Source organism: Rothia sp. HMSC069C04 (genome assembly GCF_001812895.1).
In the GTDB taxonomy this organism is placed as follows: domain Bacteria; phylum Actinomycetota; class Actinomycetes; order Actinomycetales; family Micrococcaceae; genus Rothia.
Genome location: NZ_KV810706.1, coordinates 1 through 16,499, shown reverse-complemented (window position 1 = coordinate 16,499; position 16,499 = coordinate 1). Strand labels below are relative to the sequence as shown.

14 protein-coding genes are annotated in these 16,499 nt (G+C 60.1%); 6 read left to right on the top strand and 8 right to left on the bottom strand.

What is annotated here, in order from left to right; all coding sequences use genetic code 11:
• Positions 1-73: 73 nt before the first annotated feature.
• From HMPREF2879_RS00250 to HMPREF2879_RS00235, 4 genes are all read right to left on the bottom strand, one after another.
• The gene (locus HMPREF2879_RS00250) at positions 74-835 is read right to left on the bottom strand and encodes a TrmH family RNA methyltransferase (protein WP_246822876.1); all 762 of its coding nucleotides are present in this window, start codon (positions 833-835) and stop codon (positions 74-76) included.
• A 123-nt stretch (positions 836-958) separates the two neighbouring features.
• Positions 959-1,540, bottom strand: a complete 582-nt coding sequence (gene pyrE, locus HMPREF2879_RS00245; protein ID WP_070634544.1) for an orotate phosphoribosyltransferase — start codon at positions 1,538-1,540, stop codon at positions 959-961.
• Between the two features lie 65 nt (positions 1,541-1,605).
• On the bottom strand, positions 1,606-3,186 hold the full coding sequence (locus HMPREF2879_RS00240) for an anthranilate synthase component I family protein (RefSeq protein ID WP_070634543.1): 1,581 nt from the start codon (positions 3,184-3,186) through the stop codon (positions 1,606-1,608).
• Positions 3,187-3,213: 27 nt separating this feature from the next.
• Positions 3,214-3,546 carry a rhodanese-like domain-containing protein gene (locus HMPREF2879_RS00235; protein ID WP_049345924.1) on the bottom strand — a complete coding sequence of 111 codons (333 nt, stop codon included), beginning with the start codon at positions 3,544-3,546 and terminating at the stop codon, positions 3,214-3,216.
• Positions 3,547-3,856: 310 nt separating this feature from the next.
• On the opposite strand from HMPREF2879_RS00235, the gene HMPREF2879_RS00230 reads away from it, so the two are divergent.
• From HMPREF2879_RS00230 to HMPREF2879_RS00210, 5 genes are all read left to right on the top strand, one after another.
• The gene (locus tag HMPREF2879_RS00230; RefSeq protein ID WP_070634542.1) at positions 3,857-5,317 is read left to right on the top strand and encodes a peptide MFS transporter; all 1,461 of its coding nucleotides are present in this window, start codon (positions 3,857-3,859) and stop codon (positions 5,315-5,317) included.
• 332 nt (positions 5,318-5,649) lie between these two features.
• Positions 5,650-6,840, top strand: coding sequence for a Fic family protein (locus HMPREF2879_RS00225; protein ID WP_070634541.1), 1,191 nt, complete (start codon positions 5,650-5,652; stop codon positions 6,838-6,840).
• Between the two features lie 247 nt (positions 6,841-7,087).
• Positions 7,088-7,612: a DUF4242 domain-containing protein gene (locus HMPREF2879_RS00220; RefSeq protein ID WP_049326806.1), complete on the top strand. Its 525-nt coding sequence runs from the start codon at positions 7,088-7,090 to the stop codon at positions 7,610-7,612.
• Between the two features lie 30 nt (positions 7,613-7,642).
• Positions 7,643-8,728, top strand: a complete 1,086-nt coding sequence (locus HMPREF2879_RS00215) for an acyl-CoA dehydrogenase family protein (protein ID WP_070542372.1) — start codon at positions 7,643-7,645, stop codon at positions 8,726-8,728.
• A gap of 256 nt (positions 8,729-8,984) precedes the next feature.
• A complete protein-coding gene (locus HMPREF2879_RS00210; RefSeq protein ID WP_070634540.1) occupies positions 8,985-10,319 on the top strand; it encodes a uracil-xanthine permease family protein in 1,335 nt (444 codons plus the stop codon).
• 109 nt (positions 10,320-10,428) lie between these two features.
• On the opposite strand, the gene HMPREF2879_RS00205 is transcribed toward HMPREF2879_RS00210, so the two are convergent.
• The 4 genes from HMPREF2879_RS00205 to HMPREF2879_RS00190 all read right to left on the bottom strand — a co-directional run bounded on the left by HMPREF2879_RS00205 (position 10,429) and on the right by HMPREF2879_RS00190 (position 14,596).
• Positions 10,429-11,946: an ATP-binding protein gene (locus tag HMPREF2879_RS00205; RefSeq protein ID WP_070634539.1), complete on the bottom strand. Its 1,518-nt coding sequence runs from the start codon at positions 11,944-11,946 to the stop codon at positions 10,429-10,431.
• 170 nt (positions 11,947-12,116) lie between these two features.
• On the bottom strand, positions 12,117-12,929 hold the full coding sequence (locus HMPREF2879_RS00200) for an HAD-IIB family hydrolase (RefSeq protein WP_049352894.1): 813 nt from the start codon (positions 12,927-12,929) through the stop codon (positions 12,117-12,119).
• Positions 12,930-13,031: 102 nt separating this feature from the next.
• Entirely contained in the window at positions 13,032-13,577 is a 546-nt protein-coding gene (locus HMPREF2879_RS00195; protein WP_070634538.1) for a YbhB/YbcL family Raf kinase inhibitor-like protein, read from the bottom strand.
• Between the two features lie 83 nt (positions 13,578-13,660).
• Positions 13,661-14,596, bottom strand: a complete 936-nt coding sequence (locus tag HMPREF2879_RS00190) for a carbohydrate kinase family protein (RefSeq protein WP_005504208.1) — start codon at positions 14,594-14,596, stop codon at positions 13,661-13,663.
• A gap of 289 nt (positions 14,597-14,885) precedes the next feature.
• Between HMPREF2879_RS00190 and HMPREF2879_RS00185 the strand changes: the two genes are divergently transcribed.
• Complete coding sequence (locus HMPREF2879_RS00185; protein WP_070634537.1) at positions 14,886-16,322, top strand: glyceraldehyde-3-phosphate dehydrogenase; 1,437 nt, start codon at positions 14,886-14,888, stop codon at positions 16,320-16,322.
• Positions 16,323-16,499 lie beyond the last annotated feature (177 nt).

Here is a 16,499-nt window from a genome sequence, read left to right as displayed (position 1 = left end):
CCCCCAACAAAAAAGGTTCCGACGCGCACACAACGCATCGGAACCTTTAAACACCTCATAAACAGCCACCGAACTACGACGGAATCTGGCCAAACACATGACGGCGAACCCACGCATGCATCGCAATACCCGCAGCCGTCGCCGCATTCATCGAACGCGTCGACCCAAACTGCTCAATCGACAGAGTATCCCTAGCCGCCGCATGCAACTCCTCCGACAAGCCCGGGCCCTCCTGACCAAAAACCAGCACACACTTCTTCGGCAGATCATACGTCTCCAGCGGCACCGAATCCGGAAAAATATCAATACCAATAATCTCCAGACCCTCACCCTGCGCCCACGCCACAAAATCCTCAATCGTCGGATGATGACGCACATGCTGATAACGATCCGTCACCATCGCACCACGACGATTCCAGCGGCGACGCCCAATAATATGGACCTCCTTCGCCAACATCGCATTCGCAGTACGCACCACCGTGCCAATATTCAAATCATGCTGCCAATTCTCAATCGCCACATGAAAATCATGGCGGCGCGTATCCAGGTCAGCAATAATCGCGTCCATCGACCAGTAACGGTACTTATCCACCACGTTACGGCGGTCGCCCTCACGCAGCAGCTCCTCATCCCAATGGTCGCCCTCAGGCCACGGGCCCTCCCACGGGCCCACACCCACTTCAAAACGGGCAGTACCCTGCTCAGTACCCTCAACAGCCTCAGCCACTGCCGTCTCCGCAGGCACAGCCTCAGCAGGTACAGCCTCAGCCGCCTCACGATTCTCAACCATCACAACCACCTTCACGCCAACAACCAGCGCCACACCGGCGCCCACAGAGCCATCTTACAGACAAAAACCCGCGCCACCAGCCACACACAGTAGCCAGCGGCACGGGTTCACCCGCCACAACGGGAACGTCTTAAAAATTCACGAGGTCCTAGTCCAAGCCAGCAGAGACTAGTCCAGGCCCAGCTCGTCCTTCGAGTACGCGTACAGGCACGGGACGCCCGCAACCTCTTCCACATGCTCCTTAGCGCCGGTCGCACGGTCAACAATCACAGCAACCGCCACAACCTCAGCGCCAGCCTTACGCAGCGCCTCAACAGCAGTCAGCGCCGAACCACCGGTCGTGGAAGTGTCCTCAACAGCAACCACGCGGCGGCTCTCAACGCTCGGGCCCTCCACCTGACGACCCATGCCGTAAGACTTCTGAGCCTTACGCACCACAAACGCGTCAATCGCACGGTCCTGATCACCAGCAGCACGCATAATCGCGGTGCCCACCGGGTCAGCACCCATGGTCAGGCCGCCAGCAGCCTCAAACTCGATGCCGTTCTTATCCAGCAGGTCCAGCATGACCTGACCAACCAGGCGAGAAGCCTCATGGTGCAGGGTGATGCGGCGCAGGTCAACGTAGTAGTCGGCTTCCTTGCCGGAGGCGAGGACCACGTGCCCGCGCACAACAGCCAGCTCCATAATCAGCTGGCGCAGGCGTTCACGGGCTTCTTCAATGGGGAGGTTTTCAGAAAGCTTAGTCATAGTTCAAGTGTAGCGGCTCACGTGCAGGCGGTGCAGGCTATTCCCTGTGCTATTCCAGCGCTAGGCTATTCCACCACGCGACCCACCGACGGCGGCAACGCGGCACGCAGCTTCGTCAGCATCTCCTCATACTCGGCGGTCGGGTCGGAATCAGCCACGATAGCGCCACCCGCGGCAAGAGTCACCGTGCCCTCATCGTGCGCCACGAGCGTGCGAATCACAATCGACAGGTTCGCCGAACCATCCACCGACACAAAGCCCAGAGCACCCGAATACACGCCGCGAGCGCGACCCTCCAGGCCCTCAATAATCTGCATGGTCGAGGGCTTCGGGGCACCCGTCATCGAACCACCCGGGAAGCACGCCCGCGCGGCAGCCACCGCGCTCACACCCTCACGCAGACGCGAACTGACCGTAGACACCAGCTGATGCACCGTCGAATAGCTCTCCACGCCCATAAGCACGGGCACGCGCACAGACGCCGGGTCAGACACCGTGGACAGGTCATTACGCAGCAGATCCACGATCATGAGGTTCTCGGCACGGGTCTTCTCATCGGTACGCAACCATGCCGCCGCCGCGGCGTCTTCTTCCGGAGTAACGCCACGAGCGATCGTGCCCTTAATCGGCTTGGTCTGCGCGTTGCGGTGCGTATCCACGCTCAAAAAACGCTCCGGCGAAGAAGAAAGCACCGAAAAATCACCGCACCGCAGATACGCCGCATACGGTGCCGAGTTGTGGGCGCGCTGGCGGCGGTACAGCTCAAAGAAAAGCTCCGGGCTCGGATTGGGGATGCGCGCGACCGTCTGCGCGGTAAGGCACACCTCGTAGCTGTTACCCTCGTAAATTTCGCGCTGACTAGTGCGAACGGCATCCATGTAGGCTTCCGCTGCGGGTGCCGGGAAGAGCAGGGGCTCGGTGAGCTCGGGGGTATTTACGGGGGCATTATCTGAGGCACTCTCCCCCACCGCGCTCAGCGCCGGAGCCAGCACCGTGCTCAGCAGCCGCTCCGCCGCCTCACACCACGACTCATCGCCCACCAGCCAGCTACGCGCCGCAGCCCCCGGGCGGGCATGCTCATGCACCAGGTAGCGGACCGCCGGCAACCACAGAGAATCCGGGGTCGGCGCCTCATGCGCCGGCAGGTAGCCGGGCACCGGGTGGCCGTGCTCCATGCCCATGGCGGCACGCGCCTCATAGCCGAAATAGCCCACGTAACCGCCACACAAACCCGCGGGCAGGCCGGTTGCCACCCCGGCATCCGGGTGCACGCGCGGTGCGCAGGCGAGCGCCGCCTCCAGCTGGGCGAAGGGGTCTTCCCCGCCAGACTCAGCCGCCGCACGCGCCGAATCCACGCGCAAGGGCGACAGCTGCGCCGGAACCACACCCACATACGAGGCAACCGACATAGGCGACTCCTCACGCGCCGAATCCAGCCAGAAGGAATACTCAGCGCCACCGCTCAGCAGCGGGTACGCCTCCTCGCAGTTCACCGCGAAAGGAAGCGGGCGCACGACAAGCTCCCGCGTCTGCGCATCCCACGGGATGCTCTGCAGAATACTCGGCAGGGCATGAGGGGACGCAGAAGCGGGAGCGTTCGGGGTAGAAAAAATACGGTCCGCGGAAGTTTCAGTCACGGACTCCATTGTATGGCGTACAGGCGAACTGGCGGTTTAGTGAACGACTGCGGGTGCTTCGCCGTTTTCGCTGGTCATCGGCAGACCGGCAGCGAACCATGCGCTGGTGCCGCCCGCAATGTTGTGTGCGGCGTAGCCGTGTTCGCGCAGGAAGGTTGCCGCGCGGTTCGAACGGCCGCCACCGTGGCAGATGACGTAGAAGTCTTCGCCGGGTGCGGGCAGTTCTTCCAGACGCTCAGCGATGGTGCCGAGGGTGATGTGCTTGGCGCCGGTGGCGTGGCCGCCCTCCCACTCGTAGTCTTCACGCACGTCGATGATGGTTGCGCCGGCAGGAACGTCGCGGGGGTCAATCTGGGGTACAGCAGTCATGGGGTTCTCCTTTGAATTGAATGAGGACGGGCCGGTCGGCACGGTGGGGTGCCGGGTGGGCATAATTGTGGTTCCACTCTATCGCGTTGGGGGTGTGCGGCGCATCTAGCCCGGTATTTGGGGGTTTGTGAGACTCGGAAATGATGCATACGAAAAAATCGAAATGATTTTTCATGCACTGATTGATAGTTCAATCTTTGAAATATATGAACAAAATATGTATACATATGCACCCACAAGGGTATAGACTTAAACACATATTGCCCGGGTCACACAGAACCCCGGGCTTGCACAGAAAAGAATTACCACCATGTCCAACACCATCACAGGTGCCGAACCCAAGGACACCAAGACCTTCTTCGGCCACCCGAGCATGCTCACGAACCTGTTCACCGTAGAAATGTGGGAGCGCTTCTCCTTCTACGGCATGCAGGGCATCATGATCTACTACCTGTACTACACCGCCGACAAGGGCGGCCTGGGCCTCGACAAGGACCTCGCCACCGGCGTTATCGGCGCGTACGGTGCAGTCGTGTACCTCATGGCAATCCTCGGCGGTATCCTCGGTGACCGCATCCTCGGCCCCGAGCGTACCCTATTCTACTCCGCCATAGGCATCATGGCGGGTCACGTCTCCCTCTCCCTCATCCCCGGCGTCCCCGGCGTGGTGATTGGTCTGCTGCTGGTCGCTATCGGCTCCGGCGGTCTGAAGAGTAACGCATCCGTGCTGGTCGGTTCGCTCTACAGTGACAACGACTCCCGCCGCGACGCAGGCTTCACCATCTTCTACATCGGTGTGAACACCGGTGCACTGCTCGGCCCGATCCTGACCGGTTGGGGCTGGCAGACCGGCGGCTTCCACCTCGGCTTCGGCCTTGCCGCAATCGGTATGGCTGCCGGCCTGATTCAGTACTCGCTGACCCGCAAGAACCTGCCCGCCTCTGTGCACCACGTGGGTACCCCCTTCACCGGCGCCCAGAAGCGTAACTTCTTCCTGGCACTGGTCGGTATCGTCGTCGTTCTCGGCATCCTGCTGGCGACCGGTCTGATGACCGCAGACAACCTCAAGAACTGGGTCATGGGCTTCATCTTCATCGGCGCTATCGCCCTGTTCGCTCAGCTGCTGACCGCTAAGGACGTCACCGCGGATGAGCGTTCCCGCGTCACCGCATTCATTCCCCTGTGGATTGCAAACGCCGTGTTCTGGGCACTGTACCAGCAGCAGTTCACCGTCATGGCGGTGTACTCGGATGAGCGTCTTAACTGGAACATCCTGGGCATGGAACTGAGCCCGAACCTGGTCAACTCCATCAACCCAATCTTCATCATTATCTTCGGCATGATGTTCTCCGCCCTGTGGACCAAGTGGGGTGACCGCCAGCCGGTCACCACCCTGAAGTTCTCCGCAGCGCTGATTATTATTGGCCTGGCGTTCTGGATCTTCCTCGCTCAGGCGGGTGTTCAGAGCGTGAACGTCGGCTGGATTGTGCTGATTCTATTCGTCTGCACCATCGCTGAACTGATTATTTCCCCGGTGGGCATTTCGCTGGCGACCAAGCTCGCACCGAAGGCGCACCGCGTGAACATGATGGCGCTGTACTTCACCTCCGTGGCAATGGGTACCGTGCTGTCGGGTTGGCTGGCTCAGTTCTACAGCATGGAAACTGAAGTTCCCTACTTCACCTGGATGGGTATTATCACCATCGCGACCGGTGTGCTGCTGTTCCTGGTGCACAAGCCGGTTCAGAAGATGATGCGCGGCGTGAAGTAGCCACAAAGTTGCTTATCTACACTGCCAACTCGCTGCTTCGGGCAGCGTGAGCGTGTAGATGTGAGGGCCCAGAATCCTTGAATTACCAAGGGTTCGGGGCCCTTACTATACGCCCTGGTACATGCTCCAGTGTATGCCCCGGTGTATGCTCCCGGCAGTCGGAGCCCCGGAATGTCGAGGGGGGTTCAGGAGGGGCGTTCGGAGCATGTTCCTTAATGAGACAATCCGCGCAGATTTTCTTATTAAGCGCCTTAATAAGAAAATTGAAGTTTATTGTCTTATTAAGACCCCTCAAGCACGACCAGCATTAACGACACCCAGGAGGAGGAACCATGCCCTCAGCCACCACCTGGCCCGCCCTCACATGGGAGCCGCAAACCCCCTTGGTTCACCGGGACGCCCTCGCCTCCCGACGCGCAACGCGCCGCAACTCCGGCACCTTCTCCAGCGCCGTACCCGCTTCCATTGCCGCACTCAACGTCGAACTCAGCCCCGCACTGCGAGCGCGCCTCCAGGAGAACGCCACCGCAATGACCCGCTTCGATGAGCGGCTCCACCACATCGGCGGCATCCCCTTCTCTGCGGTTCTTCTGCGTGGCGAATCCGCCTCCAGCTCGCAGATCGAAAACCTCACCGTTAGTGCCCGCAAGCTCTCACTGGCTGTCCTGGGTGCAAGCGGGTCGAAAGTTGGCGTTAACGCCGAGCTGGTGGCACGCAACGTTCACGCCATGCGTGCAGCCTTGAACACCGCAGAAAACATTAGCGTCGATAACATCCTCGCGATGCACCGCGAACTGACCCGCGGCCTACAGCAGGACTCCGGCGTACTCCGCACCCAGTGGGTGTGGATTAAGGGCGATTCGCCGGTAACCGCCGACTATGTGGCGCCGCATCACGAGAGGGTTCCTGCCGCCCTCGAAGACCTTGTAGCCTTCATGAACCGCCGCGATATTGACCCCCTCGCGCAGGCGGCTATCGCGCACGCCCAATTTGAAACAATTCACCCTTTCACTGACGGCAACGGCAGAACCGGGCGAGCCCTCATCTCCGCGCTCCTGCTCGCCTGCGGCGTCACCCGCCACGTGATTCTGCCCGTCTCCTCCGGGCTGTTGCACGATACCGATGGGTACATTCAGGCGCTCACCGACTACCGTGCAGGCGATGCCGAGCCCATCATCGAGCTCTTCATCGACGCCACACAGAAGGCAATTACCAACGCAGAAATCCTGGCGCAAGACATTGAAACCCTGCGCGATGAGGTGCTGTCCATTGCCCAGCGTAAAACCCCTCTCCTGCGTTCCCTCACCGACCTGTGCTGTACCGAGCCCGCCTTCACCGCACGCATGGTGGAGGAACACACGCGGGGGTCCCGGGCTAGTGTGTATCGCCTCCTCAACCGCATGGTGGAGTTGCAAATGCTGCGTGAAGAACGCGTCAAAATTCAGGGGCAAAAAGTGTGGACTGTCCCCGCTCTCAACCGCGCCCTCGACGACTTTGCAGCACGAGCGGGACGGCGCGGATAGATGCGCCTCCGGGTTCGATAACCCACGCGAAAATTCTGCGGCTGTAGGCGGGTTCCCATGCACGGAACTGTGACGATTTATGTCTCCGCATGAACACACATGACGAACATTAGAGTCAAAAAGGACGTATTAAGCCACGAACAGAAATCTACTAGACAGCCCTCAACCACGGGTCTAAGGTGAATCCATAACAAACCGGAAGGCCCCTTCCGGAACAACCCTTCAACCCTAAGCCGAGGAGAACATCATGGCGCTTTACCTGGTAGAACTGACCCCCGCACAGCCGTCCAAGGACGAAGCAACCGCACTCATCGAGACCGTCAACTCGTCCCTGAGCCACGGCGCCGAGCTCATCGAAACCCAGGTCTCCGCAGACCACAAGATCGTCTTCGTCATCGTCGAAGCTGAGAGCACCGCATTCGGCCCCGACCTCACCGCAGCCATCGGTGAGCGCGCAGCCGTCGCAGGCCCCGACGCAGTCCGCCTGGTCGGCGCAGAGCTCGAAGACATCAAGAAGCTCAAGAAGGACGCAGACTACCTGGTTGAGTGGGACATCCCCGCAGAAATCACCATGGAACAGTACCTGACCCGCAAGAAGGCAAACGCCCCCAAGTACGCTGAAGTACCCGAGGTTTCCTTCCTGCGCACCTACGTTCGCGAAGACACCGCAAAGTGCCTCTGCTTCTACGACGCACCCGACGAAGAAGCTGTTGTTCGCGCCCGTAAGGCCGTCAGCACCCCCATTGACCGACTGTTCAAGCTGCACGCATAGATGTGACACTCCCCGCTTAGGAGAAACCCCATGTCCGAGTTCACTCTCGAACCCCTCTACGACTACCCCCAGCGCGAGCAGGTGCTCGCACTCGCCCGAACCCACGCTAGCGCGGTTGACCGTGGCGAGCGTTCCCCCTTCGAGAACCTGCGCGAAATCGCTAAGGACGGCCTGATTACCCTGGGCCGTGACGGCGGCTCCCTGGTCCCCCAGGTTTCGGTAGCGTTCGACCTTGCCACCGAGGATGCCTCCACGGCGTTCTCCCTGTGGGCTCACCGCTCCACCATCGCGTTCTTTGACGCTGTGGGCCGCGAGCTGCCCGAGGGTCTGGCGGATGCAACCGTCAGCGGCACCACCGCGATGGCGGCAGCGTACAAGGAGGCTTCGGGCCTGGCACCGATTAAGGTTGAGGGCACTCTCGTTGAGGGCGGTCTGAAGCTGAACGGTTCCGTGTCGTGGGCGTCGAACCTGTACCCGGGCGGCGTGATTGTTCTTCCGGTGGCTGTGCAGAACGCCCCGGAGAGCCACCCGAACCGCTACATCGTGACGGTTCGCCAGAACGTTGAGGGTCTGAGCGTTGACTACCACCGCAACCTGCTGGCACTGAACGGCACCGAGTCTGGCACTCTGAAGTTCGAGGACGTTTTCGTTCCGAGCGAGGACATTCTGAGCGACAATATTGAGGCGTTCCTGCACGATGTGACCGCGCCGTTCCTGCTGGTTCAGTCGTCGTTCTGCCTGGGTCTTGCCGCTGGCGCCCTGCAGGAGGCTGCTAAGCACCTGGACGTCTCTCAGGGCGTGTTCCGCCCTGAGTTCCCGCTGATTCTGACCGAGTACCAGAGCCTGCGTGAGGAACTGATTCGTCTGGCGTCTGAGCCGGAGCGTGCTGAGCGTCGTGACCTGCTGAGCTTGCGTTTGGGTGTTTCGCACTTTGCGACCATTGCTACTCACTTTGAGCTGCAGGTTGTTGGAGGCGCCGGTTACGTGGCTACTTCCCCGACTGCTCGTCGCCTGCGTGAGGCGTCGTTCCTGCCGGTTCAGTCGCCGACCGAAGGTCACCTGCGATATGAGTTGGCGCGTTACGATCACCTGGAGAACCTGCGTGACGCTCTCTAAGCTAATGAGCTACGTATAGCGAGTGTTTTTATTCGCTCTTTGCATCAATACCCCGTATATGCTTTGAATTGCATATACGGGGTATTGATGCATTCTGGGCTATATACGGGATATGGAGCCCACAATAAAAGAAGACTATGCCCTAATTAACGTATCTCTGCTCATATTTATAGGCGTTTAGCTGTGACCTACACCCATATGCGCGTAGAATTATGTGGAATTTTATACACCACCACATTCACCTCAGGAGCTCCCTTTGAGCATCTCTAAACTTCTCGGCTTTGACTGGTCGATTCACGGCGACGGTCGAAGCATTCAGCCCGGTTCCTTCGTCGCCCCGAACGAGCGCCTCGCCTGGCCGATTACTATCGGCATTGGCGCGCAGCACGTGGTTGCAATGTTCGGCGCAACCTTCCTCGTGCCGATTATTACCGGCTTCCCGCCGGCAACCACCCTGTTCTTCTCGGGTCTCGGCACAGTCCTGTTCCTGCTCATTACTCGCGGACGCGTCCCCTCCTACTTGGGTTCTTCGTTTGCGTTCATTGCGCCTCTGGCGGCTGCCATGAACTCGCACGGCCCCGCTGGCGCCCTCGGCGGCATCGTTATGGCGGGTATCGCCCTGTTCCTGGTCGGCTTGATCGTTCAGTTTGCTGGCACCGGCTGGCTCACCAAGCTCATGCCGCCGGTTGTCACCGGCTCGATTGTGGCGCTGATTGGTTTCAACCTGGCAAAGAGCGCTAAGGACAACTTCATGGTGGCACCGGTGACCGCGCTGGTGACCCTGTGCTCCATCATCCTGATTTCGGTGCTCTTCAAGGGCATTATTGGTCGCCTGTCTATCCTGCTGGGTGTGGGCATCGGCTACATTACCGCCGTGATTCGCGGCGAGGTGGATTTCTCCAAGATTGACAAGGCAGTTGAGACTCAGGGCATCGTTGGTCTGCCGCAGTTCCAGACCCCCGAGTTCCACTGGGAGCTCGCCGGCCTGTTCATCCCCGTGATTCTGGTGCTGGTGGCTGAGAACATCGGCCACGTGAAGTCTGTTGCGCTGATGAGCGGCAAGAACCTGGACGACTACTCGGGTCGTGCCCTCATGGCAGACGGTCTGGCAACCACCATCGCCGGGTTCGGCGGAGGTTCGGGTACCACCACCTACGCTGAGAACATCGGCGTGATGGCTGCAACCAAGGTGTACTCCACCGCGGCGTACTGGGTGGCGGCTATCTTCGCGATTGCGCTGTCCATGTTCCCCGCATTCGGTGCGGCAATTGCGACCGTTCCCGCGGGTGTTCTGGGCGGTGCCGCAACCGTGCTGTACGGCATGATCGGTATGCTCGGTGCACGTATTTGGAGCGAGAACCGCGTGAACTTCTCGAACCAGATCAACCTGACCACCGCCGCTGTGGCGCTGATCGTGGGTATTGCGGACTACACCTGGACCTTCGGTGAGCTGTCCTTCGCCGGTATTGCACTGGGTACCGCTGCGACCCTGATTATCTTCCACCTGATGACCTTCATCGCGAAGTACACGAAGGCTGCTGGCGACCCGCTGGAGCCCTTCGATCCTGAGAAGAGCACTGAGGTGCACTAGGCGCCTGACCGCCCGTTGGAGTAATACTCCTGAGGCGTAGGCTGCAGAAAAGCGGCCCGGATGGAAACCAATCCATCCGGGCCGCTTTTGTTGTTAGCCCGATGTTCGATTAGGCCAGGCGGTATGTCGTATTGCGGTTGCCTCGACCACCTTCACGCACGATTACGCCCTCTTGAAGAAGCTTTGTCAGAACGTACCGGACCTGCGGCTTCCGCAGCTCAGCAAAAGGCCCGGGAAGAGCACCCATGATGTCGTCGATACCGGCGGGGTGACGTAGCGAGCGCAGGGAGAGAAGCACCGCCTCCTGACGGTTACCAGGAACCGTAGATGACGATTGGCGCGGGTCTACTTCCGACTTCTGCTGCGGTGAACCAACATCGGCGGCACGAGCACCATCCAGAGGCTCCCTGCTGATAATCGCGGTAAAACGAATGACCCCATCAACGAATTGGATGGGTTTCAGCCCTGCCTGACGCACCGCCTCCTGAGCAGTATAGATGCCACTACCCTCACCTTCGATGACTCGGTATCCGTCGTCGGGGGTTGTTACGTGCGTGCAGACGTCATACAGGCGGTCGTTCACGCGGGAACGTTCTCCATACTCTTGCAGGCGCTGGAGAGTGATTCCGTATAGACCACCAGGGTTCTCTACAGAGATTCGGTCGGGGAAAATCCTGACGCGCACCTCTTCGGTATCTGCTTTGGGGTTGAGGCTGCGGTGTACGAGTGCATTCGACAGAATCTCACGAAGGGCAATATCGGGTACTTCCTGCCCGTTGATGAGATGCCCATTGGACAGCTCGACAACCGGGTGTGCCAGGTTCCGATTGATCCATGCCAGAGTCTCTTCGAGCATGGCGGGGATGGGGCCGTCCGCCTCGAATTTGTCGAGGTTGCGAGCTTTACCGTTTGGGTCGATGACGACTCCAGTGACTTTGAGCGAGGGCCTGAACTCTTGGGGGTAAGAACCCAAGGCGTACAGGCCGGCAAGGGAAAGGTTGTCGGTTCCGAGGGCAATAATTCCCTTGCGGCGGAGCACTTCTTCATCGGAGCTTCCAGCAAGGCGGCGTGATTTAGCGCGTACGTCTCGCAGATAAGCAGTTTTGAGGCCTTCGTCTAGGTCAGCTATGGAGGTGTATTCCACCGGCTCCTCATCGAATCCGGTGCGTGTCCGCTGAGCCACCATCAGGTCGGTTTCGTGGCGGCTCATTTCGTGGTCACCGTCGCCGGAACGCACGTACGCTTTACCGCCAATGTAGGCGGGTCGTTCGTAGGGAGGCAGCGGAGGAATTGTGGCAACAAAGATTTTGGTGCCTTCATAGAGGATAGTGCCAGATTCCATGGTGTTCGGCGGCTTGAGGCCCCTGCGGAGCTTGTTGCCGAGGGTTTTTTCTAGGTCTGCAGGGTCGTATACGCCTACAGGTGCAAAGTCATTATTCTCATCGAGTCCACAGATAATGATTCCGCCCGTGGAACTATTGGAGAAGCTACTAAGGGTTGCGTCTAGGCTTCCGGGGTAGCCTCCGTGGGCTTTTTTAACCTCGATAAACTGCGTATCGCTACCGTGAGTACGCAGTAGTTTGATGGTTTCAGTAAGCCATTCGGGGGTCCATTCCACGTTGTTCATACAAAAATTTTAGTCTAGACACAAATCAGATGTAAATCAGACACAAAAATTTGAGTCTAGACATAAATTTTTATGTCTAGACATAAAAGTTTATGTCTGAGTTATGTCTGCGGAGGCTCACCTAGCCGCTCGTGCTGGATAGCTAGTGTCGGCTGGCTAGTGCTAGGCGGCTAGGACCGTTCGGCGAGCATCGCCTCAATCGTCTGTGCCACACCGTCCTCGTGGAAGGGCGGGCAGGTGCGCCCCACCTTCGCAATGAGCGCCGGCTGACCCGAGGCCATAGCGAAGCCTTCCCCCGCCCAGCAGAGCATCTCAGCATCGTTCGGCATGTCACCGAACGCCATCACCTCGTGCGCCTCAATGCCGTGGCGTGCCGCGAACTTCTCCAAGATCCGCCCCTTATTCACAGTCTTAGAACCCATCTCAACGAGCGGTTCACCAACTACGCCGCGGGTCACCGACACCAGCGAACCCACCGCCTGATGCACGCGCGCCTGCAGAATATCCGGGTCCATGCCGGGCACACGGATCAGGTACTTAATGACCGGGGTTGAGCCAATTCGTTCCAGGGAATCAGCAATACTCGACTCAATAACGCGGGCGCCCTCAAGCACCTCACCGCCGTCGTGAGGCCCCTGAATATAGACGGTGTCTACGGTTTCCAGGGTGTAGGTGGCGTCGGGGAACATGGGTTCTAGGAGTTCGTGGGTGCGGGCAATCACCGCGGGATCTGCGCCGTTGATCTCTTCTACCTCGTTCGCGCCCAGGTGGTACACCACGGCACCGTTGGAGCAGATGGCGTAGGAGTCGAAGTCGGTCTGCTCGCGCAGGGGCGTGAGCCAGCGGCTCGGGCGGCCGGTAACGAAGACGATATCGATCCCGGCGGCGCGGGCAGCCTCAAGGGCGCGCAGGGTCCGCGGACGGAACCGGAAGTCGTGCCCGATGAGGGTGCCGTCCAGGTCGCTGGCGATGAGTTTAATCATGCAGTGTTTGCCTTCAGTGGTGGGGTGTATCGGTGCTGGGCAGGGTGCAGGGCTGGTTAGGGCGCGGGGCTCGTTAGACTGTGCCAGCGAGCCGGTGTGCCGCTATGCCGCCGGTTCCGCGTAGGTGACGGTCAGGAACGCGCGACCCAGACCGTGGCCGAGCAGGTTAAAGTTCACGACGGCGGGGCTGGCGTTCTCGTCAATATCGAGCTTCTCCACGTCCACGGCGGTGACGCAGAAGATGTAGCGATGCGGGCCGTGACCATCCGGAGGGGCAGCACCCAGGAAGCCCGCCACACCGGCGTCGTTGCGGTGCGTCAGAGCGCCGGCGGGTGCATCCGCGCCAGTGTCAATGCTGGTCACGTTGGCGGGAATGTTGGAGACAGTCCAGTGCCAGAAGCCGCTAGGGACCGGTGCGTCCGGGTCGAAGCAGGTCAGCACGAAGGACTTGGTGCCCTCGGGGAAGCCGCTCCAGGACAGCTGCGGGGAGCGGTCCTGACCGCCCGCCACGCCGAAAAGGGCGGAGAGCATCCATTCGGGGGCGGTGCCGCCGTCCTGAATGTCGGTGGAGGTCAGGGTGAATTCGGGCAGGTCGGGCAGGCCCGCGTAGGGTTCGCGGGGCAGGGGTGCGGTGCCGATGTTGGTCATGATGTTCCTCAATGGTGGGGTTCGGGTGGATATGGCGACGCCGGCGGACAGAGTGAGCTATCCGCCGGCGAGGCGTAGATTATTTAGCCGTTGAGTACGGCGTCAAGTTCTTCGCGGGTGGGCGGGTTAGCGCCCGCGCGGGAGACGGTGATGCCGGCTGCGGTTGCGGAGAAACGCAGCAGGTCGGTGATGTCTTCGGCGGTCAGTACGGCGACCTTGGCGCGCGCCTCAGCACCGGCGATACCGCGGTCTAGCAGGCCCGCAACGAGTGCCGCCATGAGGGAGTCGCCGGCACCAACAGTGTCCGCAACCTCAACGCGGTGTGCGGGCTGGCTGATGCCCTCGGGGTACTTCTTGGTGAAGGCGATGGGGCCGTCCTCGCCACGGGTGATGACCATCAGCTCGGCGCCGAGGTCAAGCCACGCGCGTGCGGTGTCGTCGAGGGAGCGGTCGGGGTAGAGCCACTGCAGGTCCTCGTCGGATGCCTTCACTACGGTGGAGAGGGACACGAACTTTTCAGCCCATGCGCGGCCCTCGTCGACGTTGTGGATGAGGGTGGGGCGGCAGTTCGGGTCGTAGCTGAGCAGGGCGCTGTCGCGGGCAGCTTCGAAGGCTGCGGCGACCACGTGCGCGCCGGGTTCGAGCATGGCTGCGATGGAGCCGGTGTGCACTGCGTCGGAGCTGCGTGCCAGTTCGGTGAGCTTCTCAGCGACGGAGTCGAGGGACCAGGTGATGTCGAATTCGTACTCTGCCGCGCCGTCGGCACCGATGGTTGCCTGGGCGACGGAGGTGCGCTCAGCACTGTGTTCGAAGGGCAGGGTCACCTGGGATGCTTCCAGGTGTGCGTCAATGCTCTTGCCGTAGGCGTCGGGGCCGTAGTGGCCGACGAAGTTGGTGGGGTGGCCGAGGCGGCGTGCGCCCACGGCTACGTTCATGGGCGATCCGCCGGGGTAGGCGCGGGTTTCTCCGTCGTGCTGGTGGACGACGTCTACGAGTGCTTCACCGATTACAGTCAACATGGTTTCAATTTTACCTATGTTTTCCCATGTCGTGGGGTGTGTTTTTGTGGGTATTTGAAGTGGTTTTACTTTTCCTTTTGAGGGCTTGTGTTGGCTTGCCGGGCGGGTGCAGGAACTGACTTTTACCTCTTCTGACTTTTAGCCCCAATATCACTAATTTTGAGGCTCTAGAGGGGTTCGCACGGGTTAGACTTAAACCGACGCCGGGTCTTTAACGCCCGGCACGGTATTGACGCGACAGCACCGTCGCGCCTACCCTCCAACGACGAAGTTAGGAAGAAGGTCATACGTGACGACTGCAACCGCTACCTGGGTTAACCGTGAGGCTACCGCAGAGGAGCTGATCCCCCTCATCGGTAAGCTGCACCGCGAGAACGGTGTGGTGCTGAGCATTCACGGCCGTAGCCTGGTCAACAAGTCTGTCATTGAGCTGCTGAAGCTGCACGATTTTGTATCTCACATTGATGGTGCACCTCTGAACCCCGCACACACCCTGGAGCTGGTTCGCGCTCTGGCTGAGCTGAACCTGGGTGCATGCTCGATTAACATTGCTGCTCTGCACAAGGCTCACCGTGAGGCTGGCTCCCCCGAGCTGTCCATGTGGCTGCCCGAGCAGCTGGGTTCCTCCGTGAACCACCAGGGCGACCAGCCTAAGGAGCAGGACGTTGTGCTGTACGGCTTCGGTCGTATTGGTCGCCTGCTGGCTCGTATTCTGCTGGAGCGTTCCTCCTCGCCGCTGGGTTCTGGCCTGAACCTGCGCGCTGTTGTGGTCCGTAAGAACGGTGACCAGGACCTGGTCAAGCGCGCATCCCTGCTGGAGCGCGACTCTGTTCACGGCCCCTTCAAGGGCGTTATTGAGGTAGACGAAGAGAACAGCACCATCATCGCTAACGGTGTTCCGGTTCGCTTCATTTACTCCTCTGACCCGACCACCGTTGACTACACCGAGTACGGCATCAACGACGCTCTGCTGGTGGACAACACCGGCCGCTGGCGTGACGTTCCGGGCCTTGAGCAGCACCTGAACCGCCCCGGCATTTCTCGTGTTCTGCTGACCGCTCCCGGTAAGGGCGACATGAAGAACATCGTGTTCGGTGTCAACGACAACGTCATCACCGATGAGGACAAGATTCTCTCCGCAGCATCCTGCACCACCAACGCGATTACTCCGGCACTGAAGGTTCTGGATGACGCATACGGTGTTGAGCGCGGCCACGTTGAGACCGTTCACGCATTCACCAACGATCAGAACCTGATTGACAACTTCCACAAGGGTGACCGCCGCGGTCGCTCCGCTGTGCTGAACATGGTCATCACCGAGACCGGTGCTGCAAAGGCTGTTTCTAAGGCTCTGCCGCAGCTGGAAGGCAAGCTGACCGGTAACGCTATCCGCGTTCCCACCCCGGACGTCTCCATGGCGATCCTGAACGTGAAGCTAACCAAGCCCGCAGGTTCCGCTGAGGAGCTGAACGAGCTGTTCCGCCGCGAGTCCATCGACGGCGAGCTGCGCCGCCAGGTGGGCTACTCGGATTCCCCCGAGGCTGTTTCCACCGACTTCGTGGGTTCCCGCACCGCAGGTGTTGTGGACTCGCTGGCTACCGTGGTGACCGATGACTCCGCAATTGTCTACGTCTGGTACGACAACGAGTTCGGTTACTCCTGCCAGGTGATCCGCGTTCTCGAGCGCATGGGCGGCTACGAAGTGCCCTCCTACCCCGCTAAGTAAGCTAACCCAGCTCATCTAGCACACATATAACAAACCCACCGGTACATATAGCCAATTGGCTATATTGCCGGTGGGTTTATTTATGAGGTTATATGCGCAAATAAGCGGTGCCGCGCAGAAGCTCAGAAGAGCCGCGTGAGCGACAAATTACGCCTTACGGCGGTACACCACACCCTG

Bases quoted from the DNA above. Each gene is read 5' to 3' on its own strand.
- pyrE (WP_070634544.1), bottom strand. From the start codon at position 1,540: ATGACTAAGCTTTCTGAAAACCTCCCCATTGAAGAAGCCCGTGAACGC.
- HMPREF2879_RS00240 (WP_070634543.1), bottom strand. From the start codon at position 3,186: ATGGAGTCCGTGACTGAAACTTCCGCGGACCGTATTTTTTCTACCCCG.
- HMPREF2879_RS00235 (WP_049345924.1), bottom strand. From the start codon at position 3,546: ATGACTGCTGTACCCCAGATTGACCCCCGCGACGTTCCTGCCGGCGCA.
- HMPREF2879_RS00230 (WP_070634542.1), top strand. From the start codon at position 3,857: ATGTCCAACACCATCACAGGTGCCGAACCCAAGGACACCAAGACCTTC.
- HMPREF2879_RS00225 (WP_070634541.1), top strand. From the start codon at position 5,650: ATGCCCTCAGCCACCACCTGGCCCGCCCTCACATGGGAGCCGCAAACC.
- HMPREF2879_RS00220 (WP_049326806.1), top strand. From the start codon at position 7,088: ATGGCGCTTTACCTGGTAGAACTGACCCCCGCACAGCCGTCCAAGGAC.
- HMPREF2879_RS00215 (WP_070542372.1), top strand. From the start codon at position 7,643: ATGTCCGAGTTCACTCTCGAACCCCTCTACGACTACCCCCAGCGCGAG.
- HMPREF2879_RS00205 (WP_070634539.1), bottom strand. From the start codon at position 11,946: ATGAACAACGTGGAATGGACCCCCGAATGGCTTACTGAAACCATCAAA.
- HMPREF2879_RS00200 (WP_049352894.1), bottom strand. From the start codon at position 12,929: ATGATTAAACTCATCGCCAGCGACCTGGACGGCACCCTCATCGGGCAC.
- HMPREF2879_RS00195 (WP_070634538.1), bottom strand. From the start codon at position 13,577: ATGACCAACATCGGCACCGCACCCCTGCCCCGCGAACCCTACGCGGGC.
- HMPREF2879_RS00190 (WP_005504208.1), bottom strand. From the start codon at position 14,596: ATGTTGACTGTAATCGGTGAAGCACTCGTAGACGTCGTCCACCAGCAC.